The organism is Streptomyces venezuelae, from assembly GCF_008642355.1.
Classification (GTDB): Bacteria; Actinomycetota; Actinomycetes; order Streptomycetales; family Streptomycetaceae; genus Streptomyces; species Streptomyces venezuelae_B.
In genome coordinates this window covers 2,692,426-2,713,028 of record NZ_CP029193.1, presented here as the reverse complement: position 1 = coordinate 2,713,028, position 20,603 = coordinate 2,692,426, and the positions used below count along the sequence as shown (strand labels likewise).

The window sequence follows — 20,603 nt, the reverse complement described above, 5'->3', positions numbered from 1 at the left end:
GGGCGCGGCCAGGTGTGGCGCGCCCCGCCCTGACGGGGGTTAAAGATCCGCCGACCGTGCCCGCAGGGCGCGTTCGACACCGGCCCGAGACTCCGTGACCAGCCGCCGCAACGCCGCCGACGGCTCCGCCGAAGCAAGCCACGCGTCCGTCGCGTCCAGCGTCCCCTGCGAGATCTGCAGCGACGGGTAGAGCCCGACGGCGATCTGCTGCGCCATCTCGTGGGAGCGCGAGTCCCACGCCGCCTTGACCGCCGAGAAGAACTTCTCCGCGTAGGGAGCGAGGAGTTCGCGCTGGTCGGTCTGGGCGAAGCCGCCGATCACGGCCTCCTGGATCGCGTTCGGCAGCGAGTCGGACTCGACGACGGAGGCCCACGCCGCCGCCTTCGCCTCCTCCGTGGGCCGCGCGGCCCGCGCGTACGCCGCGTGCCGCTCACCCGCGGCCGTCTTGTCCCGCTCGAGCTCCGCCGCGATGCCCGCCTCGTCGAGGCGGCCGGTCGCCGCGAGCCGCGCCACGAACGCCCACCGGAGCTCCGTGTCGACGGCGAGGCCGTCCACGGTCTCCGAGCCGTCCAGCAGGCCCTCCAGGAGGGCGAGTTCCTCGTCCGTACGCGCCGTCGCCGCGAACGCGCGCGCCCACGCCAGCTGATGGTCGCTGCCCGGCTCCGCCGAGCGAAGGTGGGAGAGGGACGCCGACGTCCAGCGCGCCAGCGCCTCGTCCCGCCTCGCCGGCGCCGCGTACAGGTCGAGCGCCAGCTTCACCTGGCGGTGCAGCGACTGCACGACACCGATGTCGGACTCCTTGCCGATGCCCGACAGGACCAGGGAGAGGTAGTCGCGCGTGGGGAGTTCCGCGTCGCGCGTCATGTCCCACGCCGACGCCCACGACAGCGCCCGCGGCAGCGACGCCTCGAAGTCGCCGATGTGGTCGGTGACGTAGGCGAGGGACTCGCTGTCGAGGCGGACCTTCGCGTACGACAGGTCGTCGTCGTTGAGGAGGATGACCGCGGGACGGGACTTGCCGACCAGCGCGTCGACCGCCGTCAGTTCGCCGTCGACGTCCAGCTCCACGCGGTCCGTGCGGACCAGCTTGCCCGACGCGTCGTCGAGGTCGTAGAAGCCGATGGCGATGCGGTGCGGGCGGAGCGTCGGTTCGCCCTTCGCGCCCTCGGGGAGGGCCGGGGCCTCCTGCTTGACGGCGAAGGACGTGATGACGCCCTTCGTGTCGACGTCCACGACCGGGCGGAGGACGTTGATGCCCGCCGTCTCCAGCCATTTCTTCGACCACGTCTTCAGGTCGCGGCCGCTGGTCTCCTCAAGGGCGCCGAGCAGGTCGGACAGGCGCGTGTTGCCGAACGCGTGCCGCTTGAAGTACGCCTGGACGCCCCGGAAGAACTCGTCCTCGCCCACGTAGGCGACGAGCTGCTTCAGGACGCTCGCGCCCTTCGCGTACGTGATGCCGTCGAAGTTGACCAGGACGTCGTCCAGGTCACGGATGTCGGCCATGATCGGGTGCGTGGACGGCAGCTGGTCCTGCCGGTACGCCCACGTCTTCATGGAGTTGGCGAACGTCGTCCACGAATGGGGCCACTTCGAGTTCGGCGCGTACGCCTGGCAGGCGGCCTCCGCGTACGTGGCGAACGACTCGTTCAGCCACAGGTCGTTCCACCACTCCATGGTGACGAGGTCGCCGAACCACATGTGGGCCAGCTCGTGCAGGATCGTCGCCGCCCGCACCTCGTACGCCGCGTCCGTCACCTTCGAACGGAACACGTACTGGTCGCGGATGGTCACCGCGCCCGCGTTCTCCATCGCGCCCGCGTTGAACTCCGGCACGAACAGCTGGTCGTACTTGGCGAACGGGTACGCGTAGTCGAACTTCTCCTGGAACCAGTCGAAGCCCTGCCGGGTGACCTCGAAGATCGCGTCCGAGTCGAGGAACTCGGCGAGCGAGGGACGGCAGTAGATGCCGAGCGGCACGGACTGGCCGTTCGGGCCCTCGTACGACGAGTGCACCGAGTGGTACGGGCCGACGATCAGCGCCGTCACGTACGTCGACATGCGGGGCGTCGGCTCGAACGTCCAGATGTCGTCCTTCGGCTCCGGCGTCGGCGAGTTGGAGATCACCGTCCAGCCGCTCGGCGCCTTCACGGTGAACTGGAACGTCGCCTTCAGATCCGGCTGCTCGAACGACGCGAAGACACGGCGCGCGTCCGGCACCTCGAACTGCGTGTACAGGTAGGCCTGCTGGTCGACCGGGTCGACGAAGCGGTGCAGGCCCTCGCCGGTGTTGGTGTACTCGCAGTCCGCGACGACCCGCAGCTCGTTCCTGCCCTCCAGGAGGTGCCGCAGCGCGATGCGCGAGTCACGGAACACCGCGCCGATCTCGAGGGCGTGGCCGTTCAGGACGACCTCGTGGACCGCGGGCGCCACCAGGTCGATGAAGGTCTCGGCGCCCGCCTCCGCGGAGTCGAAGCGCACCGTGGTCACGGACCGGTAGGTGCCGCCCTCCTGCGCGCCGGAAAGGTCGAGATCGACCTCGTACGAGTCAACGGTGAGCAGCTTCGCCCGCTGCTGCGCCTCTTCGCGGGTCAGATTGATGCCGGGCACGCGGTCATCTCCTCGGGTGCGACTTGTGGTGTTTCCGGCCATCCTTCCATGTCCCGCCGGATGGCCGCCCGGCCCATTGTTCTCCCGCCGCGGTGCGGTTACGCTCCGCGCGTTCGCACCCGCCCCGGCAGGCCGCAGACCACGGCCGCGCACACGGGGGCGGTCAGGAACCACGGTGGTCGGGAGCCACAGGGGGATGCGGGAGATGCTGGGGACCGAGAGGCCGGCCGACACCGGCCCGGCCGCGCGACGGCCATGACCGACGTACTCGTGGCGGGCGCGGGCGTCGGCGGGCTCACCGCCGCGCTCAGCCTGCACGCGGCGGGCATCGGCGTCCGGGTGGTGGACGCCGCCGACCAGCTGCGGCCCGTCGGCGTCGGCCTCAACCTGCTGCCGTACGCGGTGCGGGAACTGACCGAGCTGGGCCTCGGCGACGAACTCGCGGCGACCGCCGTCGCCCCCGAGGCGATGGTCCACTTCGACCGGCACGGCAACCGCATCTGGGCCGAACCGCGCGGCCTCGCCCTCGGCTACCGCTGGCCCCAGTACTCCGTCCACCGCGGCGCACTCCAGCTGCTCCTGCTCGACGCGGTCCGCGACCGGCTCGGCGACCACGCCGTCCGCACCGGCACCGCCTTCGTGCGGCTCGCCGAGCGCGAGGGCGGCGGACTGCGGGTGATCCTGCGGGACATGGCGCGGGCCAGGGAGTACGGCGTACGGGTGCGGGCGCTGGTCGGCGCCGACGGGCTGCACTCGACGGTGCGGGCCGTGCTGCACCCCGGTGAGGGCCCGCCGCTGTGGAACGGCATCCGCATGTGGCGCGGCACGGCCGAGTGGCATCCGGTGCTCGGCGGACGGACCGTCGCGGTGGCGGGCAGCAACACCGCCGCGAAACTCGTCGTCTACCCCATATCCCGCCCCTACCAGGAGCGCGGCAGGGCACTGCTCAACTGGGTGGCGGAGGTGCGGTTCCCGGCCACGCACCACCACGGCCTCGCGGGGCCCGCCGACTGGAACCGCTCGGGGCGGCTCTCCGACGTCCTGCCGCACTACGCGGGATGGCGCATCGGCGACCTCGACGTCCCCGCGCTGCTCGCCGCCACGCGGCACATCCTGGAGTACCCGATGGTCGACCGGGACCCGCTGCCCCGCTGGGGCCACGGCCTGGTCACGCTGCTCGGCGACGCGGCGCACCCGATGTACCCGGTGGGGTCGAACGGCGGCTCCCAGGCGATCCTCGACGCGCGCGTCCTGGCCCGCTGCCTCGCCCACACCGAGCCGGACCGCGAGGCGGGGCTGCGGGCGTACGAGGGGATCCGCCGCGAGGCGGCCAACGCGGTCGTCCTCGCCAACCGCGACATGCCGGCGGACCGCATCCTGCACGCCGTCGCCGAGCGCGCCCCCGACGGCTTCGACCGCGTCGAGGACGTCCTGACCCCCGAGGAACTGGGGGAGTTGAACGCGGCGTACCGCAGGACGACGGGCACGGACGTGGCGGAGCTGAACGCGCGGGGGTCCTGGGGGGTGGGCTGAACGGGGCCGGAGGCGGGGCCGGCGCGACGTCCGAATCCCGCCAGCCCTGGCCCAGCCCACGCGCGAAGCTCGGCTCATGACCACCACGTACACACGTAACCCGTACACGCGCACCGCCCACACCCCCCTTCCCATCGCCCCCGCGGTCCTCGCCGAGCTCCGTGAACGTGACGACGCCGGGCGGCCCTGTGCCGCCTTCGTCGACCACGAGGGCGGCGCCCCGCTGCGCTGCTGCCTGCGGCCCGTCGCCCCCGGCGAGCGCATCGCCCTCGTGTCGTACGCGCCGCTGCGCCGCTGGGCCGCGGAGACGGGCGCGCGGCCCGGCGCCTACGACGAGCAGGGGCCCGTCTTCATCCACGCCGACCCCTGCGCGGGCCCCTCGCGGGGCCGGGGCGGCTACCCGTTCTCGCGGGCCGGCGCGCTGCGCACCGTCCGCCGGTACAGCGCCGAGGGGCACATCGTCGGCGGCCGCCTCCTGGAGATCCCGGAGGACGAGGAGCAAGGGTTCGACGCAGCCTTCGACGAGGCCTTCGCCGACCCGCGGGTCGCCCTCGTGCACGTCAGGGCCGTGGAGTACGGCTGCTTCCACTTCGAGGTGCGGCGGCGGGACACCGCCTGACGGTCATCCCTCGGCCGCCGCCACGGCCACCGCCCGCGCGAACTCCCGTACCCGCTCGGTCTCCCCGCCCCCGCGCCACACCATCCCGAGCACCGAGTCGGGGAGCCCGTCGACCGGCACGAAGACGACGTCCTTGCGGCCGTGGTACTCCGCCGTGGGGCCGCACAGCAGCATCGCCGCCCGGTCCGCCGCCACCAGCGTGAGCCCCTCCTGAAGCGTGCGGACCGCGGGCGCGGGCGGGCCCGAAGGGGCCTGCGCCTCGCGCCAGTACGCGGGCGCGGGCCCCGCCGCCGCGATCAGCGGTGTGTCGGCGAGGTCCACGGCGGTGAGCGAGGAGCGCCCCGCGAACGCGTGCCGCACCGACACGGCGACGGTCTGCCGCTCGCTGGAGAAGACCGGTCCGAGCACCAGGTCGGGTTCGGCGACCGGCAGCAGCACGATGCCCGCGTCCACATCGCCCTCCCGCACCGCCCCGAACGGATCGGCGAAGGGGATCTCCACGACCTCCGTCGCGCAGGCCGGATGGCGCTCCTGGAACACCTCGATGGCCCGCATCAGCCGGTCGTCCGCGGTGCCCTGGAACCCGATCCGCAGCGTCCCCTCCACGCCTCGCGCCGCGTCCCTCGCCCGCGCCACCACGGCTGCCAACTCGGCATAGGACGGCTTGAGTTCGGCCAGAAATCGTTCCCCGAGAGTGGTCAGGGACACGCGTCGGCTCGTACGCTCCAGCAGGCGCGCGCCGATCCGCCGCTCCAGGGCGGCGAGCAACTGGCTGACCCGGCTCTGCGATATGTACAGCCGCTCGCCGGCCCGCCCGAAGTGCAGCTCTTCGGCAAGCACCAGGAAGCACTCCAGCTCCCGGATCTCCAGCCCGTTCCCGCTCATGGTGCGCGGTCCCTCTTCCTTGATCGCCCAGGTCCGCCAGACCGTCACGGCATCGATGCGTCTGGTCGACGCGATCGGTCGATGAATCCGGCTCATTCAAGGATGAGATCATCCGCGTTGTTCCCGGGCGGGCACCCCCACAGGGTGGATGCCATGTCACAGAGCACACATATCCCCACGCGTCCCGTCGTCCCGCCGCCCCCGCGCCGCCGGTTCGCCGTCCTCGCCGTCGCCGCGGCCACGTTCTCCGTCGTGACCACGGAGATGCTGCCCGTCGGACTCCTCACCTCCCTCGGCTCGGGCCTGCACGTCTCGGACGGCACCGCGGGCCTCGCCGTCACCCTGCCCGGCCTCGTCGCCGCGCTCGCCGCCCTGCTGCTGCCCGTCGCCATGCGCCGCGCCGACCGGCGCACGGTCCTCGCCCTGCTCATGGCGGTGCTCGCCGCCGCCAACGTGATCTCCGCGCTCGCGCCCGTCTTCGCCGTCCTGCTCGTCGCGCGCGTGCTGGTGGGCGTCTGCATCGGCGGGGTGTGGGCCATCGCGGCCGGGCTCGGCGTGCGGCTCGTCCGCGCGGAGGGTGCGGGCCGCGCCACCGCGGTCATCTTCAGCGGGATCGCGGTGGCGTCGGTGCTCGGTGTGCCCGCGGGCACGCTCCTCGGTGAACTGGCGGGCTGGCGCTGGGGGTTCGCGGCGCTCGCCGTCCTCGCCCTCGCCGTCGCCGGACTCCTCGTCACCGTGCTGCCCCGGCTCCCCGCGGACCAGGGCGTCCGGCTCGGCGCGTTCCCCGCGCTCCTGCGCATCGGCGGGCTGCGGGCCGGGCTCCTCGCCGTGACGCTCCTGGTCACCGGCCACTTCGCCACGTACACGTACATCCGCCCCGTCCTGGAGCGGGTGCCCGGCATCGGCGCGGGCCTGATCAGCGGACTCCTCCTCGCCTACGGGACGGCCGGCATCGCCGGCAACTTCGCGGGCGGTGCCGTCGCGGCCCGCGACCCACGCAGGGCGCTGCTCGCGATCTCCGCGGGGCTCGCCGCCGTCGTGCTGCTCATGGTGCCCGCGGGCGCCTCGCTCGCCGCGTCGGTGGCGCTGCTCGTGGCGTGGGGCCTGGCGTACGGAGGGGTCTCGGTCTCCGCGCAGAACTGGGTGATGGCCGCGGCGCCGCACGCCCGTGAGGCGGCGTCGGCGCTCTTCGCGGGCGTGTTCAACGTGGCGATCGCGCTCGGCGCGTTCGCGGGCGGCCGGGTCGCGGACAGCCGCGGGGCCGGTGCCGTGCTCTGGCTGGGCGGCGGCCTGGCGGGGCTCGCGCTGGTCGCCGTGGCATGCGCGAAAGGGGCGGCCACCACGAAAGGTGACCGCCCCCGGGGGCGTGCGCGGATCAGCCCTTGAGCTCCGCCGCGACGAGCTCCGCGATCTGGACGGCGTTCAGCGCCGCGCCCTTGCGGAGGTTGTCGTCGGAGATGAAGAACGCCAGGCCGTTCTCGACCGTCTCGTCCTTGCGGATGCGGCCCACGAACGAGTCGTCCTTGCCCGCGGCGACCAGCGGCGTGGGCACCTCCGTGACGACGACGCCCTCGGCCGCCTCCAGGAGCTCGGTGGCGCGCTCGGGGCTCAGCGGACGCGCGAAGCGGGCGTTGACCTGGAGGGAGTGGCCGGTGAAGACCGGGACGCGCACGCACGTGCCGGAGACCTTCAGCTCGGGGATCTCCAGGATCTTGCGGGACTCGTGGCGGAGCTTCTGCTCCTCGTCCGTCTCGTTCAGGCCGTCGTCGACGACGGAGCCCGCCATCGGCAGGACGTTGTACGCGATCGGCGCCACGTACTTGTCGGGCTCGGGGAAGTCGACCGCCGAACCGTCGTGGGTGAGCTTGGGCGCGTCCTCGCCGACCTTCGCGACCTGCTGGTACAGCTCCTCGACACCGGCGAGACCGGAGCCCGACACCGCCTGGTAGGTGGCGACGACGAGCGCTTCGAGACCCGCCTCGGCGTGCAGCGGCTTCAGGACGGGCATCGCGGCCATCGTCGTGCAGTTCGGGTTCGCGATGATGCCCTTGGGGCGGTCCTTGATCGCGTGCGGGTTCACCTCGGAGACCACGAGGGGGACCTCGGGGTGGCGGCGCCAGGCGGAGGAGTTGTCGATCACGACGGCGCCCTGCGAGGCGACCTTCTCGGCGAGGGCCTTGGACGTGGCGCCGCCCGCGGAGAACAGCACGATGTCCAGGCCCGTGTAGTCGGCTGTGGCGGCGTCCTCGACGGTCACGCCGTCGATGATCTTCCCCGCGCTGCGGGCCGAGGCGAAGAGGCGCAGCTCGTCGGCCGGGAACCGACGCTCGGCGAGGATCTTGCGCATGACCTTGCCGACCTGACCGGTGGCTCCGACGATTCCGACCTTCACAGGGACTTCCTCCATATGTGCGTGCGGCCTCGTGACCTCGGCCGGTCTGTGGGGGGTGGTTCCATCATGCGTCTCTCCAGTGCCGCGTTGTCCAATCCATTGTCCGAGGTGCGGGACGCCACATTCGCCGGGCGCCGCCGCGAACCTTTCGGGCGTCCCGGGCGTCGTAGGGGAAACGCGGGGACGGGAGGGGCACATTGCTGCGCAGGAAAGCGCGCCGCGCCCAGACGGGGGCAGGGGGAGCCGATCCGCTGGACGCGGCCCAGGAGGACCGGGTCCGTGCGGTGCTCGCGCTGGGCGGGGTGCCGCACGCCGACCTGCCCGACGGGGTGCAGCAGGTCAGGCTGAAGCTCCTGGAGCGGGCCGCGGACGGCAGGGAGGCGCCGCGTGACGTGTCGGCGTGGGCGGCCGTCGTCGCCTCCAACCTGGCCATGGACTGGCACCGGGCGCGGCGCAGGCAGGAGCGGCTCGGGGAGCGGCTCCAGGTGCTGTGGCGGGAGGCGACCGACGAGGACGGCGCGGAGAAGCGGGCCACTTCGCTGGCCGTCGCCGAGGGGCTCGGCGCGCTGCCGGACGCCCAGCGGCAGGTGGTGGTCCTGCGCTTCTACGCGGATCTCCCGGTCCGTGCGATAGCGGACGAACTCGGCATTCCGGAGGGAACGGTCAAGAGCAGACTGCACACGGCGGTACGGCTTCTGCGGGCGCGGCTGCACGAAGGGGAGGTGGTGTGACGTGCGGGACGAGGAGTTCGACGCGCTGATGACGGCGATCACGGACGACCCCGTGCCGGACGAGGCACGCGACGACCCCGTCTTCGCCGCGGCCCACGCGGCAGCCGTGGCGGATGTGGCGCTGCTGCGGTCGCGGCTCGGGGAGGTGGGCGACGCGCTGGCGTCCGCGGGACCCGGGCCGGAGGCCCCGGCAGATCGTGTGGTGCCGCTGCGGCCCCCGCGCACGGCGTCCCGGCGCTTCCTCACCGTCGCGCTCGGCGCGGTCGCGGCCACGGTGGCCGCCGCCCTGATCGGCGGGCTCGCCTGGCTCGCGGTGGACGCGGGACAGGGAGCGGGGGGCGCCGACAAGGCGGCCACGGCGTCCGGCGCGAAGAGCAGGCCGGAGGGGACCACGGACGCGGACTTGAGCGCCGAGGGGTTCGTGGCGTGCTCGCGGCTCATCGTGGAGGGCACGGTCACGGCGGTCGACGCGGTGCCGGGCGGACTCCAGGACCGGATCACGGTCGACGTGACGCGTCACCTGAAACCGGCGTCCGGGAAGCCCACGGTCACCTTCCCCATGGACCGGGAGGTGGACCCGCGCCTGAAGAAGGGCGACCGCGTCCTGATCACCGTCGACGAGGGCTCCGCCGAGCCCGCCAACTGGGCCGTCGGCAAGGAACGCGACCGGCTGCGCACGATGATCCTCAAGGCCCTGCCGGAGTCGAAGAAGATCAAATGCGACGGGTGACCGGGAGCGGGACCCGGAGACGGAGAAGCGCCGGACGGACTCATCGCTGAGCCCGTCCGGCGCCTCCGAGAAAGCGGTGGCGCGTTACGGCGTGACCTTCTCCACCTTCACGCTGCCGCTGCCCGCGACCGTGCCGCCCGCGTTCAGCAGGGACACCTCGCCGAACAGCTCACGGCCCTCCGCGGCCGGGGCCTTCGCCTCGACCTTGGCGTCGACCTGCGCCGACGCGCCGTTGGCGAGCTTCACCGTCTTCGACTCGTCGACGGTGACCTGGCCGAGCGCGTCCGAGAAGAAGACGTCGCGGTAGTCGTACGCGGTCGAACCGGACGGCACCGAGTAGCCCGTCACCTCGATCGTGTACGTACCGGCGGCCGGCTTCTTCAGGCTGACCGACTCCTCCGAGTCGCCCTCCGCCGAGGAGCCCACGACCGCGCCGTCCTTCTTCACGGCGAGGTCCAGGTCGGCGGCGACGTCGGCGGGCGAGCCGATGGCGACGTCGAGGCGCTCCGCGCCCGCGGGCACGACGACCTCGGTGATCTGCTTCTCACCCTGCTTGATGCCGGGACGCGCCGACTTGGACGAGCCGAGCGAGCCGCCCTTCAGCTTGCCGTCGACGGCCGCGAAGTTGTTCGTGGCCTTCCAGGAGACGGGAGCCGGCGTGCCGACCTTCGCCTCGGGCAGCGTCTGCACGGCCGGGTCGAAGTCGACACCGAGCGCGGCGACGTTCAGCTTGTACGGGTTGTCGAGCAGCGGCGACGTACGGCGCGACTCGACCTCGATCTCCCAGACACCGGCCTGCGGCTGCGCGTAGGAACGCAGGTCCGGGCGGCAGGTGTTGGCCGGGTTCTCGTAGTTCGGGTAGCAGACGATCGACGAGGTCGAGTCGACCGGGACGCCGTACGGGTGGATCGCGATGAACCGGGTCTGGCTCTTGTCCTTCAGGCCGCCGAGGGAGACCTCCAGGGACTTGGCGCCCTTGGGGACCGTCACGAAGTACGACTTCGGGGTGTTGCGCTGCGTGGAGTCGGACGCCGAGAAGGTGTACGAGGACTTGGCGAGCGGCGCCGAGACGACGACCGTCGACATGATCTGGTGGTCGATGCCCTCGGTGCGCTCGTCGTCGACGGTCAGGATCGCGCTGTGCAGACCGGCCGACTTGGCCTTCGCCTGGACCTTGACGGTCACCGGCTTGTTCAGCGGCAGCGTGATCTCGTCGTCGCCGAGGAGCTCGAAGGTGGACTCGTGGTTGTTGACCAGGTCCAGCTCGTGGCGGACGCCGCGGTCCGGGCCCGAGGTGCGGGTGACCGTGACGTCGTACGTCCGCTTCTGGCCGGCCTTCAGGCCGCCCTCACGGTCGTAGATGCCGGTGCCGGGCTTCTTCAGCTCCTGCTCAAGGGCGGTGTCGACCGGGGCCTTCACCGTGTACGTGTGGGCCTTCGCGTCGTCCTCGATGGCCTCCCAGGCGTCCACGACGTCGATCAGGCCGGTGCCCTGCGCGTATGCCTGCTCGCCGCGGATGCGGTCCGCGGTCGAGGTCAGCGCGGTGCGCAGCTTCGCCGGGGTGAGGTCGATCTTCTCCCGCTTCGCGGCGGAGAGGAGCAGCGCCGAGGCGCCCGCGGCCTGCGGGGACGCCATCGAGGTGCCCTGCAGCATGGAGTAGCCGGCCGGGAGCTGGTAGCCCGCCTCGGCGGCCGGGGCGCCGGGCAGCCAGGTCTGCGTGGTGTTGATGGCCGAGCCGGGCGCCGAGATGATCGGCGTGAAGCCGCCGTCCTCACGCGGGCCGCGCGAGGAGAACGGCATCATCGCGTACGGACGCTCCACCTGGGAGCCGTAGTTGGCGGCCCAGGTCTCCTTGGAGATGGCGGCGCCGACCGAGATGACCTTGTCGGCCAGGCTGGGGTCGCCGATGGTGTTCGCGCCGGGGCCGCTGTTGCCCGCGGAGATCACCAGCTGGACGCCGTAGGTGTCGATGAGGCGCGTGTAGAGCTCGGCGCGCGCGTTGTTGCCGTCGTTCAGCGCCGGGAGGCCGCCGATCGACATGTTGACGATGTCGACGCCGCGCTCGGTGACGAGGTCGATCATGCCCTCGGTGAGCGCGACGTTGGTGCAGCCGCCGGTCCAGGTGCAGGCGCGCGAGGAGACGAGCTTGGCGCCGGGCGCGGCGCCGTTCATCTTGCCGCCGAACAGGCCGTTGGCCGCGGTGATGCCCGCGACGTGCGTGCCGTGCTCGGACTCGATGACACCGATGTTGACGAAGTCGGCCTTCTTGCCGACCCAGTCGCCGCCGTACGGGTCGGTCGGCACGTCCTTGCGGATCTCGACGACGAACGGGACACGCTCGACGACGTCGGTCGCCGGGTCGTCCTTGCCGAAGTAGGCGACCTGGTGGTCGTCCTTGTACGGCTTCATCGGCTCGTCGTCGGTGAAGTCCTTGTTGTTGTTCAGGTCGACGCGGACCGTGCCGGCCGCCGGGTCGTACAGGACGCCCCAGCTGTCGGTGGTGTCGCCGTCCCGGTTGATGTCGCCCTTGGCGTCGCCGCCGGTGGTGGCCGACTCCAGGAAGCGGTTGACCTGGAAGGAGCCCGCCGGGGCCTTCCACGTCTCGCCGTTCCAGGTGAAGACGGGGCCCGTGACCGGGTTGGTCATACGGCGCCAGGTGCCGTCCGCGTCCACGATCGGGTCGGTCGCCGTCACCCAGTCGGTGATCTTGCGCTCGCCGGTCGTGGTCTTCTTCAGCGCCGGGTGACCGAGGTCGACGCCGGAGTCCAGGATGCCGATGGTGACGCCGCGGCCGTCCGCCTTGCGGTGCTTCTTCACGAAGTCGACGGCGCCGGTCTCGGCGGACGGGTTGTACGGGTTGTCCGCCGGGGTCCTCTTGTCCGGGCCCGGGTACGTGCCCTTCACCGCGGCCTTCGCACCCTTGGCGCGGTCGGCGGCGGGTGTCGGGTCGTCCAGCTCGATCTCGTGCCGCAGGTCGATGGCGTGCACGGACGACAGCTTCGCCGCGGACTTGATCGCCGCGTCGGCCTTGGCGGTCGGCACGGTCGCGCGGACGTAGCCGAGCTTGTCGTAGGTGCGGCCCACCGAGCCGCCCTTGACGGCGTCGAGCTGGTCGGCGACCTGCTCGGTGGCGCCGGGCGCGGTGGCGACCATCATCGTGACGGTCTTCTCGCCCTCCGCCTTGGCGTCGGCGAGCAGGTCGGCGTCGGCCGACCCGAGCTTGCCGCCCGCGGACTTGGGTGCGGGCACGGGCGTGTCGTCCGCCGCGAAGGCGAGAGGGGCGGCCCCGGTCGCGCAGAGCGCGGCGGTGAGACCGACGGCTATCGCGAGACGGGGCGCGCGTCTGGCGCTGGAACTGGATCTGGGCATCGGCATCCCTGTACGTGAAAGACGGGAAGGAGGGTCGATACGGTCCGGTTTCCGTGAAGGTCCGGAATCCGGGGCCGGATGACCGCTCAGCCTTACGCAAGTGACAGCTGTTTGGGGAGAGTTGTCCGAGCTGTGATCAGGGCGTGACGCAATTCCGCCATACGCCATGGCGGACAAGCCGCTGTATAAGCGGACATGGTTTCCCGGAACCCCTCGGTGAGTGGCGCGAACCGCCTAGCGTCAACCCGTGCACAAAGAACTTCGGGTGGCGGCCTACGCCGTATGCGTACGCGACGGACACGTGCTGCTCGCCCGCTGGGTCGCCGGCGACGGCAGCAGACGCTGGACGCTGCCCGGCGGCGGCATGGACCACGGCGAGGACCCCTACGACACGGTGATCCGGGAGGCCGACGAGGAGACCGGATACGTCGTCGAACCCGTCGCCCTCCTCGGCGTCGACTCCCTGCGCCGCCGCTACCCGCGCAGGCTCGGCGCCGTCGCCGACTTCCACGGACTGCGGATCGTGTACGAGGGACGCGTCACCGGAGGCGAACTGCGCCACGAGACCGACGGGTCCACGGACCTCGCCGCCTGGCACCCTCTGGACGCCGTGCCGGACCTCGACCGCGTCGCGCTCGTCGACATCGGCCTGGAGCTGTGGCGCACCCGCCCGGCCGACGGACACGCACCCTTCCCCGAAAGGTGAACATGGAGTGACCGCTTCCCCTCTGCCGGAGGAGGGGTGCGTGGCCGCGCAGGGTGCCGACTGATCCACGTACGGTGATCGGCGCTGCGCGTTGCCGTCTCGTTCACGCGCACGCCACCCCCGCTGCCAACGATCCAGTACATGCAGCGCATACGCTCTGTCGCAACCGCCACGACCGCCGCGCACGCCGTCGACCGCCGCGCCCTGCTCGCCGCCGCCGGAGCGGTCACCCTCTCCGCAGGCGTCGGCTACGCCCTCGGCCCCGGCGCCGGATCAGGAAACGCCGCACCCGCGGGCCGCGCCACCGTCCCGCGCTCCCGCCCGGCGCCCGCCGCACCCCTCGCGCCGTACAAGAACGGCACCACTCTGCTCACGGTCGCCGCCCCGCACGGCACCACCGGCTACCGGCGGCTCGGCGACGGACCGGCCTGGCCGCGGGTCGTCCGAGGCGACCTCGCGGCGGCGAAACCGGGCCGTGAGGGGCGCAGGACCGCGCTCGCCGCGTTCGTGCAATTCACCGACCTGCACCTCGTGGACGTACAGAACCCGCTGCGCTACGAGTACCTGCGCGCCCAGACCGCGAGCGCCTGGCGCCCCCACGAGTCCCTGTCCGTCGCGGGCGCCGTCGCCCTCGTCGAACGGGTCAACGCGCTGCGCGGCGCGCCAGCCACCGGCGCGCCCCTGCACTGCGTCGTCACGACCGGCGACAACACCGACAACAACTCCCGCGCCGAACTCGACTGGTTCCTCAAGGTGATGAGCGGCGGGCGCGTCACCCCCAACACCGGCGACCCGCGCCGCTACGAAGGCGTGCAGTCCAGCGGCCTCAAGCTGTACTGGCACCCGGACGACCCGGTGCGCGACGCCGACAAGCGCCTCGGCTTCCCGCACCTGCACGGCTTCCTCGACGCCGCCATCCGCGAGGTCAACAGCCCCGGTCTCGCCCTGCCCTGGTACTCCACCGTCGGCAACCACGACGCCCTGCCCGGCGGCTGCTGGGCGCCCCGCGACCCGTACCTCACCGAGTTCGCCACGGGCGGCAAGAAGCTGATGTCCCTCGACGAGACGCGCGGTGCCGCCCTCTGGAAGGCCGTCAAGAAGGGCCACGACCCCAAGGGCGACCGCTTCAAGGAGCTTCTCCGGAGCGAGAAGCGGCGCATGCGGTCCGTCACGCCCGACGCGTCCCGCGCCCCGTTCACCCCGACCGAGTACCTCCAGGCCCACCTGGACCCCGCCCACACGGGCCCCGGCCCCGTCGGCCACGGCTACACGCAGGAGAACCTCGCCGCCGCCACCCAGCACTACACCTTCCGCATCAGCGACGACGTCCTCGGCATCAGCCTGGACAGCACCGATCCCGGCGGCCACTACGAAGGCTCGCTCGGCACAGCCCAACTGCGCTGGCTGGAGCGCGAACTCAAGGCCAACGAGCGGCGCGACGGCGGACCTTCGTACGTCGTCGTCTTCAGCCACCACACCAGCAGGAGCATGCGCAACCTCCGCCACGACCCGGCACGCCCCGGGGAGGCCCGGCACGGGGGCGACGAGATCGTCTCGCTGCTCGCCCGGTACCGCTCCGTCCTCGCCTGGGTCAACGGCCACAGCCACAAGAACGCCATCACCCCGCACCGCACGCCGCACGGCGCCTTCTGGGAGGTCTCCACCGCCTCGCACATCGACTTCCCGCAGCTGGCGCGGGTGGTCGAACTGACCGACAACCACGACGGAACGATTTCCCTCTTCACCACGCTCATCGAGTCCGCCGCCCCGCACCGCACGGATTTCGCCGATCTCTCCCAGACCGGACTCGCCGCGCTGTACCGCGAGCTGTCCTTCAACGCCCCCGGCGCCAAGCCCGCGCTGGGCGGCGACGCGGGCGACCGGAACACGGAACTCATCCTGCGAAAGGGCTGAATAGGGCTCAACCCCGGCGGCTCGCTCAACCCTCCGCGCCGGGCCACCGGTCCACCCGGCCGACGACAGCCGGACGGCGACGTCCGGGACCACAGGGCCGGGAGGGGCAGGACATGACAGTGCGCGGAAGACGAGCAGGGGTGACGGTCGCGCTCGCCGTGACGGCGGCGATGACGGTGACAGCCGGGGCGTACGCGGCCCCCGCGTCCGGAGAGGGGCAGCACCGCGCGACCCTGCGGGCCATGAAGGCCGCCCTGAACGAGGACGCCCCCGGCGTCACCGCGCAGGCCAGGGACCGGCACGGCCCCTGGAACGCCGCCGCGGGCACCGGGGACCTCGCCCGCCACACCCCGCGCGGCGCTCACGACCACTACCGCGTCGGCAGCATCACCAAGACGTTCGTCGCGACCGTCCTCCTCCAGCTGGAGGCCGAAGGCCGCCTCGACCTGGACGACACGGTCGGGAAATGGCTGCCGGGCGTCGTCGAGGGCAACGGGCACGACGGCGACCGGATCACGGTCCGCCAGATCCTCAACCACACCAGCGGCGTCTTCGACGTGATGTCCGACGACGAGGTCCAACGCACGGTGTTCGGCGAAGAGTTCCTCGACCACCGCTACGACACCTGGACCCCCGAACAGCAGATCGCCATCGCCATGCGCCACAAGCCGGACTTCGCCCCCGGCACCGGCTGGAAGTACTCCAACACCAACTACGTCATCGCCGGACAACTCATCGAACGGATCACCGGCAAGCCGTACGCGAAGGAGATCAGGCAGCGCGTCATCAAGCCGCTCGGCCTGCGCGCCACCTCGGTCCCCGGCACCGACCCGACCATGCCCGCGCCCAGCTCACGCGCGTACACCAAGCTCTCCGACGCACCTGACGCCAAGAACCACGACGTGACCGAACTGAACCCGACCGTGGCGGGCGCGGCAGGTGGGATGATCTCGAACTCGGCCGACCTGAACCGCTTCTACACGGCGCTGCTGCGGGGCAGGCTCCTGCCCGCGAAGCAGCTCGCCGAGATGAAGACCACGGTGCCGAAGGGCGAGGACCGGCCCGGCCAGCGGTACGGACTGGGCCTGGAACCCTTCAGGACCGAGTGCGGCACGGTCGTCTGGGGCCACGGCGGCGACATCCACGGCTCGGCGTCCGGCGCGGGTGCGACGGCGGACGGCCGCCACGCGCTCGCCGTCAACTTCAACGGCCCCGGCGGAGAGGTGGGGCCGGTGCTCGACGCGGAGTTCTGCGGCAAGGGGTGAGACGAGGTCAAAGGCCGGGGGCTCAGCTGGGCAGCACCACGACGTACGCCGCCGGATCGCGGTCCGCCGACGCCATCAGCGCCGTCCGCACCACGGTGGCCTGCTGCTCCAGTGAGTCCCTGAGCTTCCTCGGGGTGATGTGGACGACGGTGATGCCGAGGCGCTCCAGGTGCTCGCGCTTGCGGACGTACTCGGACCACACCGCGTCGTCCTCCTGCTTCAGGCCGTGCCGGGGCGCCCGCGTGTCCAGCTCCACGGCCACGGCCTGGTCGGGCCAGTAGGCGTCGACGCCGCCGAGGTGCGGGCCGCCGGGCAGCCGCAGGTCGACGTTCCACATCGGGTCGGGCAGGCCGTGCTCGGCGACCATGCGGTACAGCCGGTCCTCGGCGATGGCCCGACCCTCGGCGATCAGGGAGTCGACGGCGTCCACCACGTGCGGGCGGGAGAGCAGCCGGGCCTGGGTCAACTCCCGCACGACGGCCGCCGGTTCGCAGTGGCCGCCGCGCACCGCCTCGGTGAGCAGCCGCCGCACCGCACCCGCATCGGCGAGCTGTGCCACCGCGTCGGCGAGCGCGCGGGGCACGGGAGCGACCGGCACTCCCGTGATCTGCTGGGGCGTCGGCAGCACGGCGCCGCGCACGAGCCGGGCGAAGCCCACGGAGCGCAGGCGCCGGGTGCGGGGGACCAGGACGTCGATGCGGTCCAGGGAGAGCAGTGGGGGAGCGGACGAGAAGCGGTGCAGGGCCAGCGCGGCGAGCCCCGTGATCATCACATCGGCGTACGCGGCGTGCGGCTCGCCCGCGCGGGGCTGCGAGGGCACGGCCCTGGCCTCGCGCGCGGGCAGGCGTCCCGCGTACAGCAGCGCGCCGTGCAGCCGCTCCTCGCTGGTCGGCGGGCCCGGGTGCAACAGGCAGACACCGGGCAGGAGTTGCTGCCAGGGCCCGCCGGGACGGCAGTGCGCGCCGGCGTCCGCGGAGGAGACGCCGTGCTCGCCGAGCTGGGCCGTGCTCATGACGCGCAGCTGGACGTCGGCGAGGTGCGTCAGAGGGAGGGGGGAGAGCGGGGTGTTGTGGTTCATGACCCGGTCGTTCCCGCGGCTCCTCGCCCCGCTAACCGCTGTTACACGCCCGTCGACAAACCCGGACAACCTCGCCCTAAAGCACGGGCGTTCGACTGCCGAGGATCTACGCCCCCGCACACCCCCTGACCTGCGCCGCCGCCCGCGACGGCGCAGGCCAATGCCTCACTCCGCGCTAGACCGCCGCTCCCGCGTCGCACGCCTGTGCCCGCAGCGACCGGGCCAGGTCGTCACGCGCCTCCAGGACCAGACGGCGCAGGGCCGGCGCCGACGACTCGTGCGCGGTGAGCCACTCGTCGGCCGCCGCCAGCGTCGCCGCGTCGCCCTGGAGGTGCGGGAAGAGGCCCCGCACGACGTCCATGCCGATCTGGATGGACCGCTCGGCCCACACCCGCTCGATCGCCGCGAAGTACTTCGCCACGTACGGCGCCGCGAGCTCCCGCTGCGACGGCTGCGCGAACCCCGCGATCGTCGCCTCGACCAGCGCGTTGGACAACTGGTCGGACTCCACCACGGCGGCCCACGCCTGCGCCTTCACGGCCGCCGAGGGCCGCGCGGCCAGGCACCGCACCTGGTGCCGCTTGCCGGAAGCGGTGTCGTCCCTGGCCAGCTCGGCGGCGAGCGCCTCCTCGTCGGCGGCGCCGTGCGCGGCCAGCGGGCTCAGGAACGCCCAGCGCAGCTCCTGGTCGACCTCCAGCCCGTCGATCTTGGCGTTGCCGTCGAGGAAGCCCTGCAGCAGCTGCAGGTCGGCCGCCGACGACGCCACCGAGGCGAAGAACCGCGCCCACGTCAGCTGGTGCTGGCTGCCCGGCGCCGCGATCCGCAGCTCCCGCAGCGCGCCCTCGGCGAGCGCCCTGCCGCCCTCCTCGCGCCACTCCGGCGCGGCGTAGTGCGTGAGGGCGGAGTTCGTCCACGCGTGCAGCATCTGCAGGACGCCGATGTCGCTCTCCTGCCCGGCGAACCGCAGCACGAGGCCGATGAAGTCCCGCGCGGGCATGAGCCCGTCCCGGGTGAGGCTCCACAGCGCGGACCAGCACAGGGCGCGGGCCAGCGGGTCGGTGATGTCGCCGAGGTGGTCCCGGAGCGTGGCGAGGGAGTTCTCGTCGAAGCGGATCTTGCAGTACGTCAGGTCGTCGTCGTTGACCAGGACGAGCTCGGGCGCCGTCTCGCCGGCGAGCTCGGCCACGACCGTGCGCGGCCCGTCGACGTCGACCTCCGCGCGTGCGTACCGCTCCAGGTCACCGGCGGCCGTCCTGCGGTAGAGGCCGACGGCCACGCGGTGCGGGCGCAGCTCCGGGTGGGACTCGGCGGCCTCCTGGAGGACGGAGAGCTCGGTGATGCGGCCTTCCGCGTTCAGGATGACCTGCGGGGTCAGCGTGTTGACGCCGGCCGTCTGGAGCCAGGCACGCGACCAGGACGCCATGTCGCGCCCGGAGGTCTCCTCCAGCACCGAGAGCAGGTCGCCGAGGACCGTGTTCCCGTACGCGTGCCGCTTGAAGTAGCGGCGGGCGCCGTCCAGGAACGCCTCACGTCCCACGTACGCGACGAGCTGCTTGAGGACCGAGGCGCCCTTCGCGTACGTGATCCCGTCGAAGTTGAGCTTGGCGTCCTCCAGGTCGCGGATGTCGGCCGTGACGGGGTGGGTGGAGGGCAGCTGGTCGGCGCGGTAGGCCCACGCCTTGCGGTTGTTGGCGAAGGTGATCCAGCCGTTGGTGAAGCGGGTCGCCTCCACCATCGAGAAGGAGCCCATGAAGTCGGCGAAGGACTCCTTCAGCCACAGGTCGTCCCACCAGCGCATGGTGACGAGGTCGCCGAACCACATGTGCGCCATCTCGTGGAGGATGACGTTGGCCCGGCGCTCGTACGACGCCTGGGTCACCTTGCCGCGGAAGATGAACTCCTCGCGGAAGGTCACCAGGCCCGGGTTCTCCATCGCGCCGAGGTTGTACTCCGGGACGAACGCCTGGTCGTACTTCCCGAACGGGTACGGGTAGTCGAAGTTGTCGTGGAAGAAGTCCAGACCCTGCTTGGTGACGAGGAAGACGTCGTCGGCGTCGAAGTGCGGGGCGAGGCCCTTGCGGCACATCGCGCCGAGGGGGATCTCCAGGCGGGTGCCGTCGTCAAGGACGCGCGTGTAGGAGTCCGTCACGTAGTGGTACGGGCCCGCGACGACCGCCGTGATGTAGGTCGAGATCGGCTTGGTCTCGGCGAACTTCCACACGCCGTCGGTCAGCTCGCCCACGCCGTTGGACCACGCCGTCCATCCTTCGGGGGCCCGGACCGCGAAGCGGTAGGGCGCCTTCAGGTCGGGCTGCTCGAAGTTGGCGAAGACGCGGCGGGCGTCGGCCGGTTCGTACTGCGTGTACAGGTAGACCTCGCCGTCCTCGGGGTCGACGAAGCGGTGCATGCCCTCACCGGTGCGGCTGTACGCGCACTGGGCGTCCACCACCAGTTCGTTCTCCTCGGCCAGGTCCTCCAGGGTGATCCTGGTGCCGTCGAAGACCTCGGAGGGGTCCAGGTCCTTGCCGTTGAGCGACACCGCCGTGACGCTCGGCGCGATCAGGTCCGCGAAGGTCGCGGCGCCCGGCTCGGCGCTGCGGAACCGGATCGTGGTGACCGAGCGGAACGTGCGCGGCTCCTGACCGCTCTCGCCGACCGCCGACCGCAGGTCGAGGAAGACCTCGTAACCGTCGACGGAGAGCAGCGCGGCCCTCTCGCGGGCCTCGTCGCGGGACAGATTCTCACCGGGCACGGGCGGCACTCCCTTGTGGCTC

Annotated in this window: 14 protein-coding genes; 8 read left to right on the top strand and 6 right to left on the bottom strand. The window is 72.2% G+C overall.

Features of this window, described 5'->3' with window-relative positions; translation table 11 throughout:
• Positions 1 to 39 precede the first annotated feature (39 nt).
• Positions 40 to 2,607, bottom strand: a complete 2,568-nt coding sequence (gene pepN / locus DEJ47_RS12460) for an aminopeptidase N (RefSeq protein WP_150167785.1) — start codon at positions 2,605 to 2,607, stop codon at positions 40 to 42.
• 255 nt (positions 2,608 to 2,862) lie between these two features.
• Here pepN (DEJ47_RS12460) and DEJ47_RS12455 point away from each other — a divergent pair, with 255 nt between their 5' ends.
• Both DEJ47_RS12455 and DEJ47_RS12450 read left to right on the top strand, forming a co-directional pair.
• Positions 2,863 to 4,140, top strand: a complete 1,278-nt coding sequence (locus DEJ47_RS12455; RefSeq protein WP_150167783.1) for a flavin-dependent oxidoreductase — start codon at positions 2,863 to 2,865, stop codon at positions 4,138 to 4,140.
• Between the two features lie 76 nt (positions 4,141 to 4,216).
• Positions 4,217 to 4,759: a DUF1203 domain-containing protein gene (locus DEJ47_RS12450; RefSeq protein WP_150167781.1), complete on the top strand. Its 543-nt coding sequence runs from the start codon at positions 4,217 to 4,219 to the stop codon at positions 4,757 to 4,759.
• A 3-nt stretch (positions 4,760 to 4,762) separates the two neighbouring features.
• Here the strand turns inward: DEJ47_RS12450 and DEJ47_RS12445 are convergent, their stop codons facing one another.
• The gene (locus DEJ47_RS12445) at positions 4,763 to 5,644 is read right to left on the bottom strand and encodes a LysR family transcriptional regulator (protein ID WP_150167779.1); all 882 of its coding nucleotides are present in this window, start codon (positions 5,642 to 5,644) and stop codon (positions 4,763 to 4,765) included.
• Positions 5,645 to 5,797: 153 nt separating this feature from the next.
• Here DEJ47_RS12445 and DEJ47_RS12440 point away from each other — a divergent pair, with 153 nt between their 5' ends.
• Positions 5,798 to 7,030: an MFS transporter gene (locus DEJ47_RS12440; RefSeq protein WP_150167777.1), complete on the top strand. Its 1,233-nt coding sequence runs from the start codon at positions 5,798 to 5,800 to the stop codon at positions 7,028 to 7,030.
• On the opposite strand, the gene DEJ47_RS12435 is transcribed toward DEJ47_RS12440, so the two are convergent.
• Positions 7,020 to 8,036: an aspartate-semialdehyde dehydrogenase gene (locus tag DEJ47_RS12435; RefSeq protein WP_150167775.1), complete on the bottom strand. Its 1,017-nt coding sequence runs from the start codon at positions 8,034 to 8,036 to the stop codon at positions 7,020 to 7,022. The two genes, DEJ47_RS12440 and DEJ47_RS12435, sit on opposite strands and share 11 nt — an antisense overlap.
• Positions 8,037 to 8,233: 197 nt before the next feature.
• On the opposite strand from DEJ47_RS12435, the gene DEJ47_RS12430 reads away from it, so the two are divergent.
• Both DEJ47_RS12430 and DEJ47_RS12425 read left to right on the top strand, forming a co-directional pair.
• Positions 8,234 to 8,767 carry an RNA polymerase sigma factor gene (locus tag DEJ47_RS12430; protein WP_150167773.1) on the top strand — a complete coding sequence of 178 codons (534 nt, stop codon included), beginning with the start codon at positions 8,234 to 8,236 and terminating at the stop codon, positions 8,765 to 8,767.
• 1 nt (position 8,768) lies between these two features.
• Complete coding sequence (locus tag DEJ47_RS12425) at positions 8,769 to 9,497, top strand: hypothetical protein (protein WP_150167771.1); 729 nt, start codon at positions 8,769 to 8,771, stop codon at positions 9,495 to 9,497.
• A gap of 84 nt (positions 9,498 to 9,581) precedes the next feature.
• Here DEJ47_RS12425 and DEJ47_RS12420 read toward each other — a convergent pair whose 3' ends face one another.
• Positions 9,582 to 12,866 carry a S8 family serine peptidase gene (locus tag DEJ47_RS12420; RefSeq protein WP_223828324.1) on the bottom strand — a complete coding sequence of 1,095 codons (3,285 nt, stop codon included), beginning with the start codon at positions 12,864 to 12,866 and terminating at the stop codon, positions 9,582 to 9,584.
• A gap of 247 nt (positions 12,867 to 13,113) precedes the next feature.
• On the opposite strand from DEJ47_RS12420, the gene DEJ47_RS12415 reads away from it, so the two are divergent.
• The 3 genes from DEJ47_RS12415 to DEJ47_RS12405 all read left to right on the top strand — a co-directional run bounded on the left by DEJ47_RS12415 (position 13,114) and on the right by DEJ47_RS12405 (position 16,751).
• The gene (locus DEJ47_RS12415) at positions 13,114 to 13,572 is read left to right on the top strand and encodes an NUDIX hydrolase (RefSeq protein ID WP_150167767.1); all 459 of its coding nucleotides are present in this window, start codon (positions 13,114 to 13,116) and stop codon (positions 13,570 to 13,572) included.
• A gap of 141 nt (positions 13,573 to 13,713) precedes the next feature.
• Positions 13,714 to 15,486 carry a TIGR03767 family metallophosphoesterase gene (locus tag DEJ47_RS12410; RefSeq protein ID WP_150167765.1) on the top strand — a complete coding sequence of 591 codons (1,773 nt, stop codon included), beginning with the start codon at positions 13,714 to 13,716 and terminating at the stop codon, positions 15,484 to 15,486.
• 113 nt (positions 15,487 to 15,599) lie between these two features.
• Positions 15,600 to 16,751 carry a serine hydrolase domain-containing protein gene (locus tag DEJ47_RS12405; RefSeq protein WP_150167763.1) on the top strand — a complete coding sequence of 384 codons (1,152 nt, stop codon included), beginning with the start codon at positions 15,600 to 15,602 and terminating at the stop codon, positions 16,749 to 16,751.
• A gap of 22 nt (positions 16,752 to 16,773) precedes the next feature.
• On the opposite strand, the gene DEJ47_RS12400 is transcribed toward DEJ47_RS12405, so the two are convergent.
• Together DEJ47_RS12400 and pepN (DEJ47_RS12395) are read right to left on the bottom strand one after the other, a co-directional pair.
• Positions 16,774 to 17,829, bottom strand: coding sequence for a hypothetical protein (locus DEJ47_RS12400; RefSeq protein WP_150167761.1), 1,056 nt, complete (start codon positions 17,827 to 17,829; stop codon positions 16,774 to 16,776).
• Between the two features lie 175 nt (positions 17,830 to 18,004).
• The gene (pepN, locus tag DEJ47_RS12395; protein ID WP_150167759.1) at positions 18,005 to 20,581 is read right to left on the bottom strand and encodes an aminopeptidase N; all 2,577 of its coding nucleotides are present in this window, start codon (positions 20,579 to 20,581) and stop codon (positions 18,005 to 18,007) included.
• Between the last annotated feature and the right edge of the window lie 22 nt (positions 20,582 to 20,603).

What these genes read in the sequence shown, in the direction of transcription:
- DEJ47_RS12455 (WP_150167783.1), top strand. Translation starts at nt 2,863, where the DNA reads ATGACCGACGTACTCGTGGCGGGCGCGGGCGTCGGCGGGCTCACCGCC.
- DEJ47_RS12450 (WP_150167781.1), top strand. Translation starts at nt 4,217, where the DNA reads ATGACCACCACGTACACACGTAACCCGTACACGCGCACCGCCCACACC.
- DEJ47_RS12445 (WP_150167779.1), bottom strand. Translation starts at nt 5,644, where the DNA reads ATGAGCGGGAACGGGCTGGAGATCCGGGAGCTGGAGTGCTTCCTGGTG.
- DEJ47_RS12440 (WP_150167777.1), top strand. Translation starts at nt 5,798, where the DNA reads ATGTCACAGAGCACACATATCCCCACGCGTCCCGTCGTCCCGCCGCCC.
- DEJ47_RS12420 (WP_223828324.1), bottom strand. Translation starts at nt 12,866, where the DNA reads ATGCCCAGATCCAGTTCCAGCGCCAGACGCGCGCCCCGTCTCGCGATA.
- DEJ47_RS12410 (WP_150167765.1), top strand. Translation starts at nt 13,714, where the DNA reads ATGCAGCGCATACGCTCTGTCGCAACCGCCACGACCGCCGCGCACGCC.
- DEJ47_RS12405 (WP_150167763.1), top strand. Translation starts at nt 15,600, where the DNA reads ATGACAGTGCGCGGAAGACGAGCAGGGGTGACGGTCGCGCTCGCCGTG.
- DEJ47_RS12400 (WP_150167761.1), bottom strand. Translation starts at nt 17,829, where the DNA reads ATGAACCACAACACCCCGCTCTCCCCCCTCCCTCTGACGCACCTCGCC.